The sequence below is a fragment of the Flavobacterium sp. 123 genome, from assembly GCF_003634825.1.
Taxonomy (GTDB): Bacteria; Bacteroidota; Bacteroidia; order Flavobacteriales; family Flavobacteriaceae; genus Flavobacterium.
Genome location: NZ_RBXD01000001.1, coordinates 2,417,741 through 2,440,201, shown reverse-complemented (window position 1 = coordinate 2,440,201; position 22,461 = coordinate 2,417,741). Strand labels below are relative to the sequence as shown.

Annotated in this window: 20 protein-coding genes; 19 read left to right on the top strand and 1 reads right to left on the bottom strand. The window is 32.2% G+C overall.

Annotation, left to right across the window (positions count from 1 at the left end; translation table 11 throughout):
- Positions 1-104: 104 nt before the first annotated feature.
- Positions 105-1,991 (bottom strand): molecular chaperone DnaK, encoded by a 1,887-nt coding sequence (dnaK, locus tag C8C88_RS10795; protein ID WP_121338128.1) that lies wholly within the window; start codon positions 1,989-1,991, stop codon positions 105-107.
- A gap of 347 nt (positions 1,992-2,338) precedes the next feature.
- Between dnaK and xerA the strand changes: the two genes are divergently transcribed.
- From xerA to C8C88_RS10695, 19 genes are all read left to right on the top strand, one after another.
- Complete coding sequence (gene xerA / locus C8C88_RS10790) at positions 2,339-3,382, top strand: site-specific tyrosine recombinase/integron integrase (protein WP_121338127.1); 1,044 nt, start codon at positions 2,339-2,341, stop codon at positions 3,380-3,382.
- Between the two features lie 670 nt (positions 3,383-4,052).
- On the top strand, positions 4,053-4,403 hold the full coding sequence (locus C8C88_RS10780; RefSeq protein ID WP_121338125.1) for a hypothetical protein: 351 nt from the start codon (positions 4,053-4,055) through the stop codon (positions 4,401-4,403).
- Between the two features lie 10 nt (positions 4,404-4,413).
- Complete coding sequence (locus tag C8C88_RS10775) at positions 4,414-4,722, top strand: hypothetical protein (protein WP_121338124.1); 309 nt, start codon at positions 4,414-4,416, stop codon at positions 4,720-4,722.
- A gap of 159 nt (positions 4,723-4,881) precedes the next feature.
- On the top strand, positions 4,882-5,232 hold the full coding sequence (locus C8C88_RS10770) for a hypothetical protein (RefSeq protein WP_121338125.1): 351 nt from the start codon (positions 4,882-4,884) through the stop codon (positions 5,230-5,232).
- A gap of 10 nt (positions 5,233-5,242) precedes the next feature.
- Complete coding sequence (locus C8C88_RS10765) at positions 5,243-5,551, top strand: hypothetical protein (RefSeq protein WP_121338124.1); 309 nt, start codon at positions 5,243-5,245, stop codon at positions 5,549-5,551.
- A gap of 153 nt (positions 5,552-5,704) precedes the next feature.
- Positions 5,705-6,208, top strand: coding sequence for a hypothetical protein (locus tag C8C88_RS10760; RefSeq protein WP_121338123.1), 504 nt, complete (start codon positions 5,705-5,707; stop codon positions 6,206-6,208).
- A gap of 165 nt (positions 6,209-6,373) precedes the next feature.
- The gene (locus tag C8C88_RS10755) at positions 6,374-7,513 is read left to right on the top strand and encodes a tetratricopeptide repeat protein (RefSeq protein ID WP_158588993.1); all 1,140 of its coding nucleotides are present in this window, start codon (positions 6,374-6,376) and stop codon (positions 7,511-7,513) included.
- A gap of 273 nt (positions 7,514-7,786) precedes the next feature.
- Positions 7,787-8,911: a hypothetical protein gene (locus C8C88_RS10750; protein WP_121338121.1), complete on the top strand. Its 1,125-nt coding sequence runs from the start codon at positions 7,787-7,789 to the stop codon at positions 8,909-8,911.
- 198 nt (positions 8,912-9,109) lie between these two features.
- Entirely contained in the window at positions 9,110-9,517 is a 408-nt protein-coding gene (locus C8C88_RS10745) for a VOC family protein (protein WP_121338120.1), read from the top strand.
- 43 nt (positions 9,518-9,560) lie between these two features.
- Positions 9,561-9,998, top strand: a complete 438-nt coding sequence (locus C8C88_RS10740; protein ID WP_121338119.1) for a VOC family protein — start codon at positions 9,561-9,563, stop codon at positions 9,996-9,998.
- A 21-nt stretch (positions 9,999-10,019) separates the two neighbouring features.
- Positions 10,020-10,370, top strand: coding sequence for a DUF2200 domain-containing protein (locus tag C8C88_RS10735; protein ID WP_121338118.1), 351 nt, complete (start codon positions 10,020-10,022; stop codon positions 10,368-10,370).
- A 55-nt stretch (positions 10,371-10,425) separates the two neighbouring features.
- Complete coding sequence (locus C8C88_RS10730) at positions 10,426-10,866, top strand: SRPBCC family protein (protein ID WP_121338649.1); 441 nt, start codon at positions 10,426-10,428, stop codon at positions 10,864-10,866.
- Positions 10,867-11,072: 206 nt separating this feature from the next.
- Entirely contained in the window at positions 11,073-14,330 is a 3,258-nt protein-coding gene (locus C8C88_RS10725) for a T9SS type B sorting domain-containing protein (RefSeq protein WP_121338117.1), read from the top strand.
- A gap of 412 nt (positions 14,331-14,742) precedes the next feature.
- Entirely contained in the window at positions 14,743-15,684 is a 942-nt protein-coding gene (locus tag C8C88_RS10720; RefSeq protein WP_121338116.1) for a hypothetical protein, read from the top strand.
- A 278-nt stretch (positions 15,685-15,962) separates the two neighbouring features.
- A complete protein-coding gene (locus tag C8C88_RS10715) occupies positions 15,963-16,739 on the top strand; it encodes an NIPSNAP family protein (RefSeq protein ID WP_121338115.1) in 777 nt (258 codons plus the stop codon).
- A 271-nt stretch (positions 16,740-17,010) separates the two neighbouring features.
- A complete protein-coding gene (gene nirB, locus C8C88_RS10710; RefSeq protein ID WP_121338114.1) occupies positions 17,011-19,518 on the top strand; it encodes a nitrite reductase large subunit NirB in 2,508 nt (835 codons plus the stop codon).
- A 105-nt stretch (positions 19,519-19,623) separates the two neighbouring features.
- Complete coding sequence (nirD, locus tag C8C88_RS10705; RefSeq protein WP_121338113.1) at positions 19,624-20,001, top strand: nitrite reductase small subunit NirD; 378 nt, start codon at positions 19,624-19,626, stop codon at positions 19,999-20,001.
- A gap of 29 nt (positions 20,002-20,030) precedes the next feature.
- Positions 20,031-20,618 (top strand): DUF4202 domain-containing protein, encoded by a 588-nt coding sequence (locus C8C88_RS10700; protein ID WP_121338112.1) that lies wholly within the window; start codon positions 20,031-20,033, stop codon positions 20,616-20,618.
- 12 nt (positions 20,619-20,630) lie between these two features.
- Positions 20,631-22,439 (top strand): ATP-binding protein, encoded by a 1,809-nt coding sequence (locus C8C88_RS10695; protein WP_121338111.1) that lies wholly within the window; start codon positions 20,631-20,633, stop codon positions 22,437-22,439.
- Positions 22,440-22,461: the final 22 nt, after the last annotated feature.

Here is a 22,461-nt window from a genome sequence, read left to right as displayed (position 1 = left end):
TTTTATGAGATAAATCATGTTTAGCAGATAAAATAGCTGTTTTTAGAAATAAAAAAAACCGAGCTATTACTAGCTCGGTTTTTTACTTTATGATGTAGTAAAAATTATTTTACTTCTTCAAACTCAACATCTTCAACATTGTCTCCTTGAGCAGCATCACCTTGTGGTTGTGCGTCAGCTTGACCTTGTTCTCCTTGAGCATACATTGCTTCAGTAGCTTTTTTCCAAGCTGCGTTAATGTTGTCAAGAGCAGTTTGAATTGCAGGAATATCTTGAGATTGGTGTGCCATTCTCAATTCAGTCAATGCATATTCAACAGCAACTTTGTTTTCATCAGATAATTTGCTTCCAAGTTCTTTCAATTGAGACTCAGTTTGGAAGATCATTCCGTCAGCTTCGTTCAATTTTTCAGCTCTTTCTCTTGCAATTTTATCAGAATCAGCATTTGCTTCTGCATCTTTTTTCATTCTTTCGATTTCTTCAGCTGTTAATCCAGAAGAAGCTTCGATACGAATATCATGAGATTTACCAGTTCCTTTATCCGTTGCAGAAACTTTGATGATACCATTAGCATCAATATCAAAAGTTACTTCAATTTGTGGAACACCTCTTGGTGCTGGTGGAATACCATCTAAATGGAAACGACCGATAGTTTTATTATCTGCAGCCATTGCTCTAGCTCCTTGCAATACGTGGATTTCAACAGATGGTTGAGAATCAGCAGCAGTAGAGAATACTTGCGATTTTTTTGTTGGGATAGTTGTGTTAGACTCAATTAATGTAGTCATAACTCCACCCATAGTTTCGATACCTAAAGATAATGGTGTAACGTCAAGTAACAATACATCTTTTACATCTCCAGATAAAACTCCACCTTGAATAGCTGCTCCAATAGCAACAACCTCATCAGGGTTAACTCCTTTAGACGCTTTTTTACCAAAGAATTTTTCAACTTCGTCAGCAATTCTTGGCATACGAGTAGAACCTCCTACAAGGATAACTTCGTCAATATCAGATGTAGATAAACCTGCATCTTTAAGCGCTTTAGCAACTGGTGCCATTGAACGTTTTACTAATGAATCAGATAATTGTTCAAATTTAGCTCTAGTTAATTTTTTAACTAAGTGTTTTGGTCCTGAAGCTGTAGCAGTTACGTAAGGTAAGTTGATTTCAGTTTCAGCAGAAGATGACAATTCAATTTTAGCTTTCTCTGCAGCTTCTTTAATACGTTGTAATGACATTGGGTCCAAACGTAAATCAATACCTTCTTCCGTTTTGAATTCGTCAGCTAACCAGTCAATAATAGTTTGGTCAAAATCATCACCACCTAAGTGCGTATCACCATTAGTAGACAATACTTCAAAAACTCCGTCACCTAATTCAAGAACAGAGATATCAAAAGTACCACCACCTAAATCGTAAACAGCGATTTTTTGATCTTTACCTTTTTTATCTAAACCGTAAGCTAAAGCAGCAGCTGTAGGTTCGTTGATAATACGCATTACTTTAAGACCTGCAATTTCACCAGCTTCTTTAGTAGCTTGACGTTGTGCATCGTTAAAGTAAGCAGGAACAGTAATAACCGCTTCAGTAACAGTTTGACCTAAATAGTCTTCCGCTGTTTTTTTCATTTTTTGAAGCGTCATAGCTGACAATTCTTGTGCAGTATATAAACGACCATCAATATCCACACGTGGTGTATTGTTGTCCCCTTTTACTACTGAATAAGGTACTCTTTTTGCTTCTTCAGTGATTTCAGCAAAAGAATGACCCATAAAACGTTTAATAGAAGCAATCGTTTTGGTAGGATTTGTTACTGCTTGTCTTTTAGCAGGATCTCCCACTTTAATTTCTCCACCTTCAACAAAAGCGATGATAGATGGCGTTGTTCTTTTTCCTTCTGCATTAGGAATAACAACTGCTTCATTACCTTCCATTACAGAAACACAAGAGTTGGTCGTACCTAAATCAATTCCGATTATTTTACCCATTTTTAATATATTTAATTTTATTGTATACTTATTTTAACGGCTCGAGTTGCAATAGTCAATCTTTGTGCCAATGCAATGGCAGTCCATAAATTGTCAGTATTTGTTAAAATTGTCGTAAAATTAGCTGACAAACTGACATTTTAATTGTCATTACAAGCAAGGATAATCTAACAATCTTGAAGCTAATCCTGCTGTACACTCTATCTCTAGTGGCGAACCCCGCCAATAGAGGCAATTGCGAGAGCAATTGATCCATCAGGGATAGGGAAACCGTTTGCAAAATAACCAAAGCAACAAAACACTGTTTTACAAAAAAACAATACCTTTAGTTCCTTCAACATAAACCTATGTACTGGAAAGCCAAAACCATCAGCCACAAAAAAGAAAAACGAATTGCCGTTTATTTCGAAAAAAATACCGAATTAATTACCCGAATCAAACAAATTGAAGGCGCACGCTGGAGTCAATCCCTAGCAGCTTGGCACATTCCAGATACAGAACAAAATCGGATTCGGTTTAAAATCCCACCTTTATCACATATTATTCCATCGGCAGAAGGCATTGAACAAATTAAGAAATTCAAGCAATGGCTGCGTTCCAAACGGTATAGCGAAAGCACAATAACTACCTATACTGAAGCCTTGAAATCCTTCCTGGTTTTCTATAGAGAAAAACCCATTGCCGAAATCACCAATGAAGATGTGATTGTTTACAACAACGAGTACATTTTGAAAAACAATCTTTCGGCTTCGTATCAGAACCAAATTGTAAATGCAATTAAACTATTTTTTCAAACCATTCAGGAAACTAAGATGATGGTAGATAAAATACACCGTCCCAAACGAGCTAAACTATTGCCCAACGTTTTGAGTAAAGAGGAAATAAAATTAATTTTAAATGCTCATAGCAACATCAAACACAAAACAATGTTATCCTTAATTTATAGTTGTGGTTTGCGCCGAAGCGAGCTTTTAAATTTAAAACCAGCTGATATTGATTCAAAAAGAGGAATCGTAATTATTCGACAAGCCAAAGGAAAAAAAGATAGAATTGCTCCTTTGTCTCCAAAAATATTAGAAATGCTTCGAGAATATTACGTAATAAGCAAACCTAAAACTTGGCTCTTTGAAGGGCAAAATATAGGAGAACACTATTCAGAACAAAGTTTACAAAGTGTTTTAAAACAAGCTCTTCAAAAAGTTGGAAACACAAAACCTGTAACTCTACATTGGTTACGCCACAGTTATGCTACACATTTACTAGAAAACGGAACCGATTTGCGATATATACAAGAATTATTAGGACATAGCAGTAGCAAAACTACCGAAATTTACACTCACGTAAGTACGAAAAGTATTCAACAAATAAAGAGTCCGTTTGATGATTTGTAAAGAATTATTTATATATTTGAGTTGAAATAAAGTATGACGTCTGTCATATATATCTACCCAAATTTAGGTGGCTTTGTATGATACTATCATACATATATACAAGTTAGGCGTTATATACGCTGTAAGCAGACAAAAATTAAAATAGAAAACGATATATATATAATAAACAATCTTCCAAAATAACAGCAACCTTTTAAAAGCCTACTGGAAGAAATGGAGCAATAGTAAATTACGGACGAGGATGAAAAATGAAACTATAACAGACAAATTGAGAAGTAATTAAAGCATCATGAACTATAAATCTTTATTATATAGCATACTATTGGCTATTCTTTCATTTGCATATTATAAATTTAATAAATGGTGGGTTAACGTTAGGAAAGAAAAAGCAGAAGGATTTTATAAACCGGACACACATATTGGAATTGTCAGAAACTGGATTATAATAATATGTCTAGCGTTGGCTTCATTATTCTATTTATTAGAGGCAATCGGATGAATATAAATACAACGCCTAACACACGCTACAAGCAATTTGGGGATTAGGCTTAATGGAAAAATTGGTTTGTATTTGGAAGATTTGGCAAATCCGAAGAATGGGCATAATTTAGTCCCAAACTGCTTGTAGCGCGGGGACGTTAGTGGCTATTTTGCCTAAAATGGCGCAAAAATGAAAGTAAACACACCAAAAATATTGTTCGAGAATAACGTAAAAATATATGTTTTGCCGAAAGACAAAATAATCTTTGAAAGCGAACTCGAAAAGCAGAGTATTGAATATTATTGCGATATTGAAAATCAACCAATGTTTGAAAGTGGAATTAGATACTTCATAAAAAATGATGACAGAATTAAAATAGACAAAATTTTTATCGAAAATGAAATAATAGCAAACACTGAAACAATTCAAACTTCTGATTATCGTGATCAAAAGAAAATTCAGAAAATTTATCTAAAAGGTGCAGTAATTGTAATCGGAATTATGCTTTTGATTATGTTAATTGAAAGTTTACTAAATTAAAATAATTGAAATGCATAAAATTTTTGAAATAATAACTGAAATTGTAGGTTGGATTCAAATTGTATTGTCGCCTACTCTACTTGGAATTGGTTTTAGTCTTGGAATTTATTACTATTTCCCAAACCAAAATGGGATGATACTGGGAATTACTATATCGGTTATTGGATTTATTATTGGACTAATTTGGGCAACCAAAAAATTTAAAACAACTGGAACAATTCATTTTTTATCAAGAATTATTGCAACTCCAGAATTAGACAACTTAGAAAAAACTGAAAATGGAAAAACAGAAAGTGGAAAAAATAAAAACAGCCACTAACAGCGGTTTCAAGAAATGGCGAGGCTCGGGATTTATCAGAAATTGGAAAGGTTTTTAATTAAAAGTTTTGTTTATGTTTGTTAAGGCTTGGTCTTGGTTAATCGCCACTTCATGAAGCCGCGAAACGTTAGTGGCTATTTTGCCTAAAATGGCGCAAAAATGAAAGTAAACACACCAAAAATATTGTTCGAGAATAACGTAAAAATATATGTTTTGCCGAAAGACAAAATAATCTTTGAAAGCGAACTCGAAAAGCAGAGTATTGAATATTATTGCGATATTGAAAATCAACCAATGTTTGAAAGTGGAATTAGATACTTCATAAAAAATGATGACAGAATTAAAATAGACAAAATTTTTATCGAAAATGAAATAATAGCAAACACTGAAACAATTCAAACTTCTGATTATCGTGATCAAAAGAAAATTCAGAAAATTTATCTAAAAGGTGCAGTAATTGTAATCGGAATTATGCTTTTGATTATGTTAATTGAAAGTTTACTAAATTAAAATAATTGAAATGCATAAAATTTTTGAAATAATAACTGAAATTGTAGGTTGGATTCAAATTGTATTGTCGCCTACTCTACTTGGAATTGGTTTTAGTCTTGGAATTTATTACTATTTCCCAAACCAAAATGGGATGATACTGGGAATTACTATATCGGTTATTGGATTTATTATTGGACTAATTTGGGCAACCAAAAAATTTAAAACAACTGGAACAATTCATTTTTTATCAAGAATTATTGCAACTCCAGAATTAGACAACTTAGAAAAAACTGAAAATGGAAAAACAGAAAGTGGAAAAAATAAAAACAGCCACTAACAGCGGTTTCAAGAAATGGCGAGGCTCGGGATTTATCAGAAATTGGAAAGGTTTTTAATTAAAAGTTTTGTTTATGTTTGTTAAGGCTTGGTCTTGGTTAATCGCCACTTCATGAAGCCGCGAAACGTTGTGTGTAATGCTAAAACTGCTTAAATGAGAAATATCATTTTAATTTTATTCTTTACAACCATAATTTACGGACAGAATTCGAAATATAACTCTGATGCAGAATTGTGCGGTCAAATTGATTCAGCAGTAAATTATTTAAAAAATGACAAAGATCTAGGCGTTAAAAATTTTAGATTTGATTCAACAATTGAAAACGGTTCTCTTTACGAATTCTATTTTTCAACTGAATATGTTGCATATGAATTGGGAATTGAAAAGGAAAAACTTTTTGAATATGACAAAACAAAAACTTATCCGATTTATAAAAAACTCGCTGAAATTGAATACCAAATTTCGGAATTAAGATTGGATTGTTTAAAAAAGAGAAGGAAACCGAACGCAAAACTTTCAAAACTAGATAAAGATAGCTTGGTAATCAACATTACAACAAATCGCGTTGGAAAAGAAGGCTCAAGTGGAATTGCATTTATTTTCTTTTTTGAAAATGGAAAAATAACTAAAGTGTATAGAAAAGGATGGATTTCATAAAAGCACTACACACAACAGCCGTTTCTCGCAATTGCGAATTTTGTGGTAAGTTAACGTTCACGTTTCGCAAGAATTTTTATCTTTAACAGAAAATATAAAGTTCCGAACTTCGCAACTGACGAGAAGCGGCGGAACGTTATGCCCAATTATAAAAAAAAGTACCGAATGAAAGTTAAGAATATTATATCATCACTGATTTTGACTATTTATAGCTTGACAATTTTTGCTCAAGACCAAACAACGGAAAATTTAAAAACTTTATCCGACAATAAACAGTTTGACCAAATCATAGAACAACACGCTTCTAAATCGAATAATTACACAGCCAAATCATTATATTATATTGGACAAGCTTACTATATGAAAGAAGACGATAACAATTGTCTTAAATTTATGAACCTTTCAATCGAAAAAGATTCAAAAGACCCTGCTCCACTATACATAAAGGCTTCGACTTTGAACTATATGCAGAAGTATGATGAAGCTGTAAAATCTTTCCAATTAGCTATTGATTTAAAATCGGACGATGCCGGATTTTACAGCGGACTTGGTGACTCTTACTATCATTTAGAAAAATTAGACTTAGCTCTTGAAGCTTACAAAAAAGCAACTGAACAAAAGAATTGCCAAGACAGACCATATTCATTTGTCGCTCAAATCTATTCTGACCAAAAAAATAACGACAAAGCATTAGAAGCCTTTTATATAGCCAAATCCAAAATAGACAACAAATCTAATTCATATATAAACGCTTTGTTCAATATCGGACTACTTGAATCTTTAAAAGGTAATTATGAGAAAGCTGAACCTGCCTTTGTTGAGCTATTGCAATTAGACCCATCGGATTATCATTCATATGCAAAACTCATCCAAATCTATTATCATAGAAAAGAGTATGATAAAGCAAAACCATATAAAGTCAAACTATATGATGCTTACAGAAATGGGCTACTTAAAGACAATTTAAAAGATATGTTTTGCTTCGACCAATTCAAATGGAATGACAAGCTAATTCAAGTATATGAAAGATACGAAGAAGGTTCAAAAGACATTTACAATAAACATTTGTTCTATGTTGTAAATCAGGAGGACAACATTGAATATAGAATCCAAACCGAGTTTTCTCCAATTTCTGTAGAACAAGGCGGGTCAAAATATTTACTCTGCCGAACAAAAGGCGATACACATTCAACATTCAACATTGGCTTTAACGACAACTTAAAATATGATGACTTGAAGAAAAGTGTAATTGAAATTCTTGAAGATAAAGTTAAACCGACAGCGACTTCAAGACCAACTAAATAACAACAATAACTGGGCATAACAGCTGTTTTGAGCTAGCTGGAGTTTAGTGGAATTACCGTTTCGCATCAAGTTTTCGTTAAGCCGAAAATTGAGCGGTTACGAACTTCCAGCCATCTCAAAGCAGCGGGACGTTAGGGATTAGTAGTCCGAAATAACACAGGCTTTCACAATTTTTCTCTACATTTTTCTTTAACTTGCCACTACTATGCCAAATGGTAAAACCTTAGTGGCTATTCCAAAAGTTATTATGAAAAAATTAATTAAAATTAGCCTATGAGTTCAAATGAAACACAGAATAAAACAAAATGGATTTTAAAATTCACTTTAAGTTTTTTATCTATTGTGGGTGGAATCGACTCGGTACTCCATATTATTTTACCTCTTTTTCCTTATAAACTGAATCAATACATAATTCCAATTGGAATGTCCTCTTTGATTACTGGAATTATTTTTTCAATTGGATTATCATTTTATTGGCATTATAAAGAAAAAAACAATTTAATTGATTCTCAAAAGTATTATATCTGGCTTACTACTATTTTGCGATATTGGCTTGCTTTTTATATTTCTACATTTGGTTTTGAAAAACTATTTGATGTCAATTTTGCCTATTCCTATCATATTGAAGATGCATTAGTTAATACATTAACTGGTCAAGAACTGACATGGAAATATTATGGACATTCCTATTATTTAACAGTCATTATTGGTTTATTTCAAATAATAGGCAGTATTCTTTTATTATTTAGACGCACCACTTTGTTGGGAGTACTAACTCTTTTACCTGTTCAAATCAATATTCTATTGATTAATCTATTTTATGGAATTGGCCCACTTACTACTTTCACATCAATAATTATGGTAATAGGACTATCCTATTTATCCTTAGAAAGAAAAGAGGAAATAATTGATTTTTTTAGGCGTTATAAAAGCACATTACCTACTGTTGGAAATACAACATTGCGCAAATCAATACGTTTTTTGTGCATCTTAATTCCATTTCTATTTGTATTCTATTATAGTTATGATGTACGGAAATCACAGAAATATTTCGGTAAATGGAAAGTCGAATCGATGACCCGCAATGGAAGAGTAATTCTTGAAAATGAATGGCAAAAAGATACTTTAGCTTGGAAAACATTATATATAGAAGAAAGAGGAAAAATGTATTTTTGTCCAAATCCACACATCTATTTGGATAGTACTTCATTACTTATGAAGTATCAATACGATGATGATAAAAATCAAAATTTCAAAGTTATATCCTTCGAAAAAAACAGAAATAAACCTGATACAATACCGGTTCAGATTTCAAAATTTAAAGACAAATCAATGCAGTGGAAAATGATTTTATACAAAGACACTATTCAAATGGAATTGAAAAAAGTGAATCTTTAAAAAATGAACGCCTAAAAGCTACTACAACGGATTGGAAAAATAGGCTTTCCCGAAGTATCGGGAGGAAAGTTGGTTTTTCTTAGCAGGAAAGTACTAAATTAAAATTTTGTTTATCTTTAGAACTGATTAGTAAAAAAACGCTAGGACTATTCTGCGGAGAGTTCCAGTGGAGAAACGTAAATCTATAAAAGTAATAAAATGGCGAAGCAAATATTTATCAATTTAGCAGTGAAAGACGTTCAAAAATCAATGGACTTTTACACTGCATTAGGGTTTTCAAACAATCCCCAATTTTCAGACGACTCAGGCAAATGTATGGTTTGGAGTGAAACTATTTTTCTGATGATTCTGACACACGAAAAGTTTGCAAGCTTTGCAACCAAGCCTATTGCGGATACAAAATCAAAGTTAGCAGGTATTTTTTCATTGTCTGTAGACAGTGTTGAAGAAGTAAATGAGATTTTGGCTAACGGACTAAAATCTGGAGGAATTGAACCAAACGAAACCAGAGATTACGGTTTTATGATACAACGAACTATTGAAGATTTTGATGGACACACTTGGGAAGTCTTTTATATGGACCTTACTAAATTTCCAGCAAAATAACCCAACATATAGTCGGAATTAATTTTTATAATAATTAAACAAAATGGCACAAATCAATCCTCACATTAACTTTAATGGTAATGCAGAAGAAGCGTTTACTTTTTACAAATCAATATTTGGCGGAGAGTTTGTAAACATTATGCGGTTCAAAGATTTAGCAAGTGCTGAATTTCCAGTAGCAGAAAATGAGGCAAATAAAATTATGCACATTGCTTTGCCTATTGGCAAAAATATCTTGATGGCTAATGACGTTCCGGAAAGTATGGGACGAACAAATGAAAACGAAAACAGAAGCAAGATTTCAATAAGTGCAGAAAGCAAAGAAGAAGCAGATAAATTATTCAACGGTCTTTCAGAAGGCGGAACAATAGAAATGCCAATTGCTGATAGTCCTTGGGGTTCCTATTTTGGTATGTTTAGAGACAAATACGGAATTGAATGGATGATAGATTTTGACCCAAAATATAAAGGTCAATTCTAATTCAGAAAAACAATTTGAAAAATGAACCATACAAGAGTATATAAAATGCCTTTTTCTACTGTTTATCCATTATATATTAAAAAAGTAGAAAGAAAAGGACGCACAAAAGAAGAAGTTGACACTATTATTTTTTGGTTAACCGGTTACAATCAGCAAACACTACAGGAACAAGTTGACAAGAAAAATGATTTTGAAACGTTTTTTGATCAAGCACCACAAATAAATCCTAATGTTTCGAAAATTACGGGTGTAATTTGTGGGTATCGCGTAGAAGAAATTGAAGATGTACTCATACAAAAGGTGCGGTATATGGATAAGCTAGTGGATGAATTAGCTAAAGGCAAGTCTATGGATAAAATTTTAAGAAAATGATTGTTATTAGAAAGACTACTGCTAATTGGCATTAAAAAAAACTAATATTGAAATTATGAGTGCAAATTCTGACTGTGAAATTTTTAGTTCACGTGTTCTAAATTATCCTGTAGAAAAAGTATATCAAGCCTTTGCAAATCCATCACATTTGAAGAATTGGTGGGGTCCAGAAGGTTTTACAAATACAATTCATGAGTTTGATCTAAAGCCTGATGGGAAATGGATTCTTACTATGCATGGCCCTGAAAATGGCAATTATGAAAACTCATCTGTATTCAAAACCGTTCAACCGCTTCAATTAATTACTTGGACAAGAATTTCTCAACCTTTGTTTGACATGGAAGTTGGTTTTGAAAAACTCAATGATACAAAAACAAAAATTTCATTTCGAATGATTTTCAAAACGGTATCAGAATGTGAAAAAATTAAAAAGTTTGCAGTGCCAAAAAATGAAGAGAATTTTGATAGATTGGAAAATGAACTTTTGAAGATATAAGTATAATAATTACCCTACCTTAAAAACAACTTCATACTTCTGAAGATTTTTCTTGTTATAACAAACTGTTTTTCTCTTAACTTCGCTCCTGCCCTACAGGAATACTCCGTAATCAAATTGTAGCAACTGCATCTGGGTACAAACCTTTAATTAGGTGTAATAACAAAAATTGTGTAGCACTTTAAAATATAACTTTCATTTTTTCCATGAAATACAAATTTATTTTTTTCTTTTATTTGTTTTTTTCTCAAATTAGTTTGTTTGGACAAGATTTTCAATGGGCATCAAAAATTGATGGTTATTCTGACTGCAGATCTATCGTCTGTGACGATACCGGTAATATTTTCTCTACTGGCTTTTTCAATAACGGTGCTGATTTAGATCCAAGCCTAACTAGTTCCTATTTTTTAGATGATACTTCGTTACATGGTGATGGTTATCTTTTGAAATTAGATTCTAATAAAAACTTTCAATGGGCAAAACAAATTGCAGGACATGGATTATCTGTAGTACTAGACAAGAATCAGAATATTATTGTTACTGGATTAGCTTATGGCTATCAAATAGATTTAGATCCTGATCCTATTAAAACATTTCTAAAAAACAATCCTACTGGTGGCAATGGTGGGTTTGTTATTAAATTAGACCCTAATGGAAATTTTTTGAGCGGCAATTTTTATCCGAGTTATTATCCTAAGGAATCAACTACTGACATGAATAATAATATTTTAACTATTGGAAATGTCGGGACTTCTAGTTCATTAAATAATAAAATTTTTATAATAAAAGTTGACTCGAATAATACCTTTATTTGGGAAAAATTGATTCTAGGCGATAATGTTTTCCCACATTCATTAGCTTGTGACAATAATAATAACATTATTCTAAAAGGAAATTTCGAACACAGTATGACATTTTCAGGTACCTTGTATACTGCTAACTTATATTGTGATTTTTTAGCTAAATTAAATAGTAATGGCCAGGCTATTTGGTACCAACAATTAAGTAATACTGTGGGTGCTGGAATAAGTAATGAAGACAAATCAATTAAAGTAGACCAAGACAATAACATCTATTTTACTACACAGTATGTAGGTCCTTTTTCGATTAATTTTAATAATCAAACCGCTACTTTACCCGCTACTTTTGGGTCAGAAGGTTCTCTTATTAAAATTAGTACAAATAGAGATTTTATCTGGGGTACTTCTATTTACGGTGGTGAGCGACAGGATGTTAAATCAATTAGTTTTAATAGTCTCGGTGAAATTCAATTAGTATTAGAAACTAGTGGTCAAACTTTTGTAAAAGACACAAATAATACAACAACTGAAATCCCAGACACATATGATGGCATGCTGGGAGGCTTATTAATTTTATTAAATCATAACGGTGAGTATTTGAACTTTAAACACATCTATAACGGTGCTTTAAGGGTCGCTTCTGATCCGAATAATGCCATTTATATAGCTGCATCATTCAATAGCTTGTTTGATTTTGATCCAAGTCCTACAGCTATTTACAACATGCTTAATTTTGGTTATACTGGTTTTATAGTCAAATTGGGACAATGTGATACTTCGGTTCCAATAGGAAATACAGTACAATCTTTCTGTTCTTCACAAAATGCTACAATATCAACTCTTTTACCTAATTCATCGTCTATAAAATGGTATGATTCTGTAACTTCCACAAATCAATTGAGTAACACAACACCATTAGTAAATGGACAAATCTATTATGCAGCAAATCAATCTGGAAATTGCCCAGAAAGTCAAAGATTAGGGGTGACAGTAACTATAAATCAATCTCCAAATTCTCCAATTGCTACAAATCAAACCTTTTGCGAAAGCGAAATTGCTACTGTTTCAAATTTAATTGCAATAGGACAAAATATAAAATGGTACTCTTCAATAACGGACACAAATTGTTTACCTATAAATACAGTTTTGCAAAACAATACTAACTATTACGCCTCTCAAACGGTAAATGGTTGTGAAAGTAATAGAACATTAATTAATGTGATTGTTAATGCTGTTAGCGTGCCTACTTTAATCTCTCCACAAACTTTTTGCGTGCAACAAAACGCAACAATAAGTTCTATTAGCATAATTGGCCAAAATATAAAATGGTATGATGCTACTTCTTCCGGAAATTTACTTTCAAATGCAACGAGTTTATTAGATGGGCAAACCTATTATGCCTCTCAAACTACAAATAATTGTGAAAGCCTAAGAATTCCTATATTAATACACGTCCAAAATACACCTGCACCAACAGGAACTGCAACTCAAACATTTTGTTCAACTCAAAATCCTACTCTAAGTGATATTGTTGTAAATGGAACCAATTTGAATTGGTACAATTCAAACTCAAGTACAATAGCAATACCAAATACTACACTTCTTATTAATGGAACAACTTATTATGTTTCTCAAACTATAAATAACTGTGAAAGTTTAAATCGTATAGCAATTACGGCAACTCTAATAAACACTTTAAACGCAAATGATTATTCTGAAACAATTTGTGATGATTTAAATGATGGTTTAGAAATCATTACTCTAACAAACTATGAAACTAACTTAATTTCAAATGTATCAAATTGTACTTTCGAATATTATTTTTCATTATTAGGGGCTACTAATCAAACAAATGCTGATGCAATAGCAACGCCTGCAAACTATAATTTAACAACTGGAAATCATATTATTTTTGTTAGGATTAATTCAAATAATGGTTGCCATCAAATTGTAATGTTAAATTTAACTTTGGTAAGCAAGCCTATTATCTCTATATCAGACATTGTTCCCATTTGTAAAAATAATAGCATTACCATTGATGCAGGTTCTGGTTTTGATAGTTATAGCTGGTCATTAGGATCAACTTCACAAACAATTACAATTTCGCAATCTGGAAATTATTCCGTAACCGTAACTAAAATCTATGGTAATACAAGCTGTTCAACTACAAAAAACTTCAGTGTCGTTTTATCTAATACTGCAACAATAACAAGTATTGACTCAGAAGATTGGACTGACAATAACAATGTAATCTCAGTAAACACAATTGGTACTGGAGATTATGAATTTTCAATTGACGGAATTAACTATCAAGCAAACAATGTTTTTTATGGATTAAAGAGTGGCTCATACACCATCTATGTTCGTGATAAAAATGGCTGCGGAATTACTCAAGATGATGTTTTTTTGTTGATGTATCCAAAGTTTTTTACTCCAAATGGTGATGGATATAATGATACTTGGGAAATTAAATTTTCTTATGTTGAGCCAAAATTAAAAGTGACTATTTTTGATCGTTATGGTAAATTGTTAAAAACATTAGAGAACTCAGCTTCTTGGGATGGAAAACACAATGGATATGAACTTCCATCTAGTGATTATTGGTTTATTGTCACTAGAGAAAATGGGAAAGAATACAGAGGCCACTTTTCTCTAAAAAGATAACGATATTTCTACCAACTCTGATTTTGTAGAATTGTGTTTTTTAAACCTAAAATTTTAAGAAATTAATTTTGATAAGAATAGATTATTAATAGGTTTCATTACACATAAATGAAATTACAAAAGCTATTAAGCAAAATTAAAAAATAGAATCACTCTCATATTCCAAAAACAGCAGCAAAATAAACCCAATAGACCTAAATCACATACAAAAAGAGTGATAAAAATAAAAACCAATTTGATGATTTGTAATAAAAATATTATATATACATTTGTTTAATACTCTCTATTCAATAGTGTTAACAATCAAATTTTAGTATATCGCTGTAACTAAATTGATTTTGACTAAAGCATTATTAAAAAAGTAGAAAAGCACATTAACAAACAATTTATTGTTTACTAAAATCCCCCAGTTATGAAATCCATTTTCTTTATTTTGTTTTTTTATACGGTATTGCAATTAAATGCTCAAACAGGTATTAATACCGTGGATCCAAAAGCAACATTAGATGTAGTAGGACAACCTTCAACCATAACTGTTATGGATGGAATTATCCCTCCAAGATTAACTGGAGATCAATTACAAGCAAAAACGTATACTTCTGACCAAAATGGTGCGATTACATATGCAACACAAGCCAGCAGTTCACCAGCAGGACAAACTATTAACGTAACGAGTGTAGGTTTATATGTTTTCAATTCTATATTAAACCAATGGATTGCATTATCCTCAAATACAGCAAATTCATATTCAAAAAATGTGTTTTGTGATACTAATGATCCCAATACCGCTACAATTTTTGACGATGAATTGCCTGTTGTTACGCATACTGTATCTTTAATCCAAAATCAACAAAACATTTATTATGGACTTGATGGTTCTGTATGGATATGGAATGGCACAAGCTACATATCTTATAATCAAAATTATAATTTAAATGTTGGCCAGAGAGTAAGTATCCTTAGAACAATGGCAAATTCTGTTGCAAATAACACAATATTATCTGCTTCTGGATTAATTGAACTGGATGGCACTATTAGAATTGATTTAAGAAAAGCAGATAATAATTATTACAGCCCGAGAATTTTAAATATTTCTGCAAACTCTAAAAAAATTACATATCAAACTTTTGCAACTACTTCTAATCAAAATGAGCAGGTTGTCAGTGTAACTTTAAGTAGCAATAGTTTTTTAGAAGTTGATGGGGATAATCTTGTTGCTTGGACAACTTCTGGAACTGAAGTGATTACAACCAATATTATATTACCAGATGGCAAATGGTATGAAATACAATGGTTTGCTTTTGAGATTAGTTCGATAAAACAAATTTATATGACCGTATTAAGAAAATTTTAGAAAACTACAAACAAAAAAATATTTGCAATACACTACCCCCTTTACAAAACTATAAACACTAATATTCTACAATAATCAAAAACACTTTTAATTATTAATAAGATAAATAATATATCTATGGTTACAAATACTTCAATTAAAGATTCTATTTCTTTAATAAAAAAAAGGAATGTTTTTTTCATACTTTTATAAGCCGATATAAAATGCCATCTATTTTTCTATTTCAGAAAGTAGTCCATTAAGTATCAAAAATTAAGTACCAACCAAAACATCCAAAAATGAAATTATCAAAATTATTTTTTCTAATTGCTATTTTTTGTACCCTTTCCAGTTTTGGAAAAACAGCTACAAAATCACGAGAATTCTACCAAATCAAAACCTACATCTTACAATCAAGTAAACAAGTAGAAACCACCGAAAAATTTCTTAAAGAAGCATATTTACCTGCCTTGAAAAGAATTGGAATAAAAAATATTGGTGTCTTCAAACCTAGAGTGACTGATTCTTTAAAAAAAATAATCGTCCTGATTCCATTTTCGTCTATGAAACAATTTGTCAGTCTTGATGAAAACCTTGCCAAAGACAAAATATATGCAACTACTGGAGCAGATTACATTAATGCCTCTTACAAAGAAGCACCCTATGTGCGTATCGAATCCATTTTATTACAAGCATTTACAGATCATCCTTTGCTAAAAACGCCATCATTAAATAGTCCTAGAGAAAATAGAGTCTATGAATTACGTAGTTATGAATCTGCTACCGAAGCAATTTATAGAAACAAAGTAGATATGTTTAATGCTGGTGGTGAAATTATATTATTTAATCGTTTAGCTTTTAATGCTGTTTTTTACGGTGAAGTATTATCTGGAGCCAAAATGCCCAACCTAATGTATCTGACAACTTTTGACAATCAAGAAAGTCGGGATTCACACTGGAAAGCTTTTGTAGATTCACCGGAATGGAAAGGACTTATTGCTATGGAAAAATATAAAAACAATATTTCTCATATTGATATTACGTTTTTATATCCAACGGATTATTCTGATTATTAAGTATTTTCTTTATTTGTTGTAAATTCTTCTCCCTCTAACATAATCCCAATTACAAAAAAGTAATTGGGATTTTTTTATGCACATTTTTAATCAACCCCAATAAAACAGGCTATAAACTAGAAAATTAGCGTTTATTAGCAACATCTCAACTCATATACTTAGATAACAAAACAGGTATTTACTTAAAATTAAGTTTAAAAAAAATAAAAAATTAAGTATTTAATTAAGTATTTATACTTACATTTGCGTAGTAATACTTAATTAATGAGTTATGATTAAAGTAATAGTAGTCGGAAACGGCATGGTAGGGTACAAATTTTGTGAAAAATTCATCGCAAAATCAGGACAAGAGAAGTATCAAATAACCGTATTTGGAGAAGAACCAAGACGCGCTTACGACCGTGTTCACTTAAGTGAATACTTTGCAGGGAAGAGCGCTGACGACTTATCCATGTCAACTTCAAATTGGTATGAAGAAAACAATATTATTCTTAATACTTCCGAATTAATTACAGATATTAATAGAGAACATAAAACAGTTCATACCCATCTAGAAAAAACACATGAGTATGACTACTTAGTTTTAGCTACGGGTTCAGCTGCTTTTGTTCCACCAATTGAAGGTGTTGACAAAGAAGGTGTTTTTGTATATAGAACTATTGAAGACCTTGATGCTATTATGGCTTACGCCAAAAAAATAAAACAAAAAGGCGCTACTGAAGCTGCTGTCCTTGGAGGAGGATTGTTAGGACTTGAGGCTGCCAAAGCCGTACGTGATTTAGGATTAAATCCTCATGTTGTGGAATTTGCACCTCGATTGATGCCAAGACAGTTAGATAAAGGGGCGAGTGATATGCTGCAATCTAAAATAGAGGAGCTAAATATAGGTATTCATCTTAATAAATCTACGCAATACATTGCAGGAGAACATGCCATTACAGGAATGATGTTTGAAGGTGATAATTTGCTTAAAGTAGATATGTTGGTTGTTTCTGCTGGGATTAAACCTCGTGATGAACTAGGAAGAGTTTCAGGGCTTGAAGTAGGTGTTCGTGGAGGAATTGTAGTAAATAATAAAATGCAAACTTCAGATCCAAACATCTATGCTATTGGTGAAGTTGCACTTTATAACCATATGATTTACGGTCTTGTTGCTCCAGGATATGAGATGGCCGATGTTGCTGCTGAGCATATTCTTGGTGGTGAAAAAACGATGAGAGAAACCATCGATATGTCTACACAATTGAAATTAATTGGTGTTGAAGTTGCGAGTTTTGGTGATCCTTTCATAGAAAATGAGGAAGTGACCGCTATTGTTTATGAAAACAAATTCAACGGAATTTACAAAAGAATCAATGTTACCAAAGACGGAAAAACATTATTGGGAGGTATTTTAGTTGGAGATTCAAGTGATTACAATTCGTTATTCCAAATTTATAGCAATGCTATGAAATTGCCTAAAAACCCAGAAGATTTGATTTTGGGTTCAAGAGGTGGAGAAAGCGCTACAATGGGAAGTGCTATGGATTTGCCCGATACAGCCGTGATTTGTTCTTGTGAAAACGTGACTAAAGGAAGTATCTGCTGTTCTATTACGGAGGGTGGTTGTGAAACTTTTTCAGATGTGGTTAAGACAACTAAAGCGACAACAGGTTGTGGAGGTTGTAAACCAATGGTAGTTGATTTGGTTAAAGAAACTCAAAAATCATTAGGTAAAGAAGTTAAAGATGTGATTTGTGAGCATTTTGCTTACAACCGACAAGAACTTTACGACATTATAAAAATAAACAAGTTTACCAATCATAACGAAGTATTAGGAACTGTTGGAAAAGGAGATGGATGCGAAATCTGTAAACCATTAGTATCTTCTATTTTCTCTAGTATTTATAATGATACGGCTAACAAACACATAACAGCTCAAGATTCAAATGACAGATTCTTAGCAAATATTCAACGTAACGGAACTTATTCGGTTGTTCCAAGGGTTGCAGGTGGAGAAATTTCTGCTGAGAAATTAATCGTTTTGGGAGAAGTTGCTTTAAAATACAATCTATATACTAAAATAACTGGTGGACAACGTATTGATTTATTCGGTGCTGAATTAAATGACTTACCAGAAATTTGGAAAATACTAATCGACAATGGTTTTGAAAGTGGTCACGCTTATGGTAAATCACTGCGTACCGTAAAAAGCTGCGTAGGAAACACTTGGTGTCGCTACGGAATGGACGATAGTACTTCTTTTGCCATTGAATTAGAAAACAGATACAAAGGATTGCGTTCTCCACATAAAATTAAAGGAGGCGTTTCTGGTTGCATCAGAGAATGTGCCGAAGCAAGAGGAAAAGATTTTGGAGTTATTGCTGTTGAAGGAGGCTGGAATTTATACATCAGTGGTAATGGAGGAGCAAATCCTAAACATGCAGTGCTGTTTGCAGAGCAAGTAGATAAAGAGACTTGTTTGAAATACTTAGACCGTTTCCTAATGTTTTACATCCGCACAGCAGGACCATTAGTACGTACTTCTACTTGGTTAGAAAAATTAGAAGGTGGATTGGATTACTTGAAACAAGTAGTAATCGAGGACAGTTTAGGTATTGCTGAGGCATTGGATAAAGAAATGCAAGGTTTAGTTGATACTTACGAATGCGAATGGACTCAAGTTGTTGAAGATCCTGAAATGCTAAAACGTTTTAGCCATTTTGTGAATTCTGATGACAGAGATGACAACATTGAATTTGTGCCAATGAGAGATCAAAAAATGCCTAGACTTTGGTAATCTAAAAAATTAAAAATTATTCCATCAACTTCAACAGACCGATTTTGATCTTTCGCAGACATTATTTATACCTGTTGGAGTTGTGGAAATTTAAAAACAAATAGTATGCAAGATATTCTAAATCAATACGAAACAGTTCAATTGAACGAAGTGAAAGTTTGGTTCAAAGCCGGAAAAACTACTGATTTCCCTACTGAAGGTGGAGGATGCATCAAATATAAAAACAAGCAAATTGCAGTTATCAATTTCTCTCGCAGAAACGAATGGTACGCTTGCCAAAATGTTTGTCCTCATAAAATGGAAATGGTGCTTTCAAGAGGAATGATTGGTTCTGCTGATGAAATTCCAAAAATTGCATGCCCAATGCACAAAAAAACCTTTTCACTTACAGACGGTTCAAACCTTAACGGAGAAGATTATTCTATTGCTACTTATCCTGTAAAAGTTGTGGATGGTGAAGTATTCGTTGGCTTTTTGGAATAAATACGTATCTTTGATTTTTAACATTTCAGATGACTACTACTCCATTTCAAAAAGCAAGTGCTTGGATAGATGCAGAAAATGCACAGGATCCAAATAGTGAAACATACCAATCTGTTTCGCATCCAAAGGAATTATTATATTCTAACAGAATGTATCAGAGGTTAATGGATTTTTATCCAGAAGCTTCCGAAGCTGTTCAAATTGCCGCCAAAGCACAGCACATTTGCAGATGGAAAATGCCACGAGAATCTTATCCAATGGATCGCGTAGGGTATTTGAAATGGAGAGAAGATTTAAAAAAATTTCACGCTAAACTCACAGCCGAAATTTTAGAAAAAGCAGGTTATTCAGAGGAATTCATTGCACGTGTTTCTTTTCTTATAGAAAAAAAATTACTCAAAAAAGATGCTGAAACACAACTTTTAGAAGATGTGATTTGCCTCGTTTTTCTAGAATATTATTTAGATCCATTTGTACACAAACACGACACTGAAAAACTAAAAAATATTATTCTGAAAACTTGGAATAAAATGTCTGATAAAGGACATGAAGAAGCATTAAAAATTAATTTCAGTGCTGAAAATCTTCAATTGATAAAAGAGTCTCTTGGATTGTAATTCAATTACTCTATGAAAAAAAAAGCCCTAGCATCGGTTGATACTATTTCATTCAAAAATTTAAGACGATTATATTTATTCGCCTTATTGACGATTGGAATTACGGTGCTATTGAGCCAACTTTTGATCCAATACAATCTTAGTGCGCAACTAAGTGATTCTCGAATTATCAATATTTCTGGAAAACAAAGAATGTTAAGCCAGAAATTGACAAAAGAAATTTTGATTCTGAATTTTGTATCGGATACCACCAAAAGCAAAGAAGAAATAATTCGCATCAATGAAACCATAAATCTTTGGAAATACAATCATTATGCCTTAGAAAACGGAAATGATAGTCTTGGTTTTCCAAAGAAAAAAAGTGCTAAACTCAACCAATTATTTATAGCAATCAAACCAAATTTTGATACTATAATAAAAGCTTCAAACCAATTTTTAGCCAACAAAAAGGCAAATATCAATGATGCTGAGAATAAAAAACTCGTAGAAACAATTCTTGAAAACGAAGCTGTTTTTTTGGCTAAAATGAATCAAATTGTTGGCGAATACGATAATGAAGCACTCAAAAAAGTAACCTTACAAAGCAAAACAGAATACGCTATTTTACTATTTACCTTGTTTGTTTTACTCTTAGAATTCCTCTTTATATTCAAACCAACAAACAAGAAAATCGAGAAACTTATATTCAAACTTTTACTTTCAGAAAAGAAGGCTTTAAAACTAGCTCATGACACTGAAATCATCAGCGAAATAAAAGAAAACTCTGTAAAAGAACTGAAATCTCTCAATTATGCCATGGAGAATACCCTACTCTATTGTCGTGTTGCTCCGGACAATTCGCTGATTCATATTGGAGAAAAATTCTCAAAACTATTACAATACAATCCATTTCTTTCGGACAAAACTTTTTCACAGGTTTTAACACCAATAGAAAAAGAGCAACTGGTAATTGATCGAATTATTTCTCAGAAACAAAAAAGCGGATGGCAAGGAGAAATCAATATTACTAATCGAAATGGTGAATCACTTTGGCTAGACTTATCAATGATTCCAGTAACCATAAAAAAAGATGAATCTGAATTGTTAATTATCTGCTTTGATATTACGGAACGTAAAAATGCAGAAAAAGAAGTAGAACGTTTAAACACAGAGAACGTTACAGATAAAATCAATCAGCAGAAAATTATTTCTAGTAAAATTGTTGAGAATCAAGAAAACGAACAAAACAGAATTGCAAGAGAGATTCACGATGGTATTGGACAAATGCTTACTGGCCTAAAATTTAGCTTAGAAAGTATCAACCTGGACGACAAAGAAAAAGCAGAACAGAAAATCGAATACCTCAAAAAACTGGCTTTAGATATCATAAAAGGAGTTCGTACAGCCACCTTTAACTTGATGCCACCAGAGTTGAGCGATCACGGAATAGTTTCTTCATTAGCTAAACTTACCCAAGAATTATCAAAATTAACAGGCAAAAATATTCTGTTCTATAATAAAACAAATTTTGACAAACGACTGGATTCTTTAATTGAAATCAACATCTACCGTTTGACACAAGAAGCGATCAATAATGCCATAAAATACGCTGATTCCACCCATATCATTGTGCAACTTTCGCACAGCAATAACATCTTGAGTATAACAATAGATGATAACGGAAAAGGATTTGACATTAACGAAGCGGAGAAAAAAAGAAACAGTGAATCCGGAATGGGACTACTCTTCATGAAGGAGAGAATTCAATATGTTAACGGACGTGTTTTTATCAATTCTATTCCTGATGAAGGAACGCGTATTACTTTTAATATTCCAATTTAAAAAAAATTTCAATAGCAATTTC

What these genes read in the sequence shown, in the direction of transcription:
- dnaK (WP_121338128.1), bottom strand. Translation starts at nt 1,991, where the DNA reads ATGGGTAAAATAATCGGAATTGATTTAGGTACGACCAACTCTTGTGTT.
- xerA (WP_121338127.1), top strand. Translation starts at nt 2,339, where the DNA reads ATGTACTGGAAAGCCAAAACCATCAGCCACAAAAAAGAAAAACGAATT.
- C8C88_RS10780 (WP_121338125.1), top strand. Translation starts at nt 4,053, where the DNA reads ATGAAAGTAAACACACCAAAAATATTGTTCGAGAATAACGTAAAAATA.
- C8C88_RS10775 (WP_121338124.1), top strand. Translation starts at nt 4,414, where the DNA reads ATGCATAAAATTTTTGAAATAATAACTGAAATTGTAGGTTGGATTCAA.
- C8C88_RS10770 (WP_121338125.1), top strand. Translation starts at nt 4,882, where the DNA reads ATGAAAGTAAACACACCAAAAATATTGTTCGAGAATAACGTAAAAATA.
- C8C88_RS10765 (WP_121338124.1), top strand. Translation starts at nt 5,243, where the DNA reads ATGCATAAAATTTTTGAAATAATAACTGAAATTGTAGGTTGGATTCAA.
- C8C88_RS10760 (WP_121338123.1), top strand. Translation starts at nt 5,705, where the DNA reads ATGAGAAATATCATTTTAATTTTATTCTTTACAACCATAATTTACGGA.
- C8C88_RS10755 (WP_158588993.1), top strand. Translation starts at nt 6,374, where the DNA reads ATGAAAGTTAAGAATATTATATCATCACTGATTTTGACTATTTATAGC.
- C8C88_RS10750 (WP_121338121.1), top strand. Translation starts at nt 7,787, where the DNA reads ATGAGTTCAAATGAAACACAGAATAAAACAAAATGGATTTTAAAATTC.
- C8C88_RS10745 (WP_121338120.1), top strand. Translation starts at nt 9,110, where the DNA reads ATGGCGAAGCAAATATTTATCAATTTAGCAGTGAAAGACGTTCAAAAA.
- C8C88_RS10740 (WP_121338119.1), top strand. Translation starts at nt 9,561, where the DNA reads ATGGCACAAATCAATCCTCACATTAACTTTAATGGTAATGCAGAAGAA.
- C8C88_RS10735 (WP_121338118.1), top strand. Translation starts at nt 10,020, where the DNA reads ATGAACCATACAAGAGTATATAAAATGCCTTTTTCTACTGTTTATCCA.
- C8C88_RS10730 (WP_121338649.1), top strand. Translation starts at nt 10,426, where the DNA reads ATGAGTGCAAATTCTGACTGTGAAATTTTTAGTTCACGTGTTCTAAAT.
- C8C88_RS10725 (WP_121338117.1), top strand. Translation starts at nt 11,073, where the DNA reads ATGAAATACAAATTTATTTTTTTCTTTTATTTGTTTTTTTCTCAAATT.
- C8C88_RS10720 (WP_121338116.1), top strand. Translation starts at nt 14,743, where the DNA reads ATGAAATCCATTTTCTTTATTTTGTTTTTTTATACGGTATTGCAATTA.
- C8C88_RS10715 (WP_121338115.1), top strand. Translation starts at nt 15,963, where the DNA reads ATGAAATTATCAAAATTATTTTTTCTAATTGCTATTTTTTGTACCCTT.
- nirB (WP_121338114.1), top strand. Translation starts at nt 17,011, where the DNA reads ATGATTAAAGTAATAGTAGTCGGAAACGGCATGGTAGGGTACAAATTT.
- nirD (WP_121338113.1), top strand. Translation starts at nt 19,624, where the DNA reads ATGCAAGATATTCTAAATCAATACGAAACAGTTCAATTGAACGAAGTG.
- C8C88_RS10700 (WP_121338112.1), top strand. Translation starts at nt 20,031, where the DNA reads ATGACTACTACTCCATTTCAAAAAGCAAGTGCTTGGATAGATGCAGAA.
- C8C88_RS10695 (WP_121338111.1), top strand. Translation starts at nt 20,631, where the DNA reads ATGAAAAAAAAAGCCCTAGCATCGGTTGATACTATTTCATTCAAAAAT.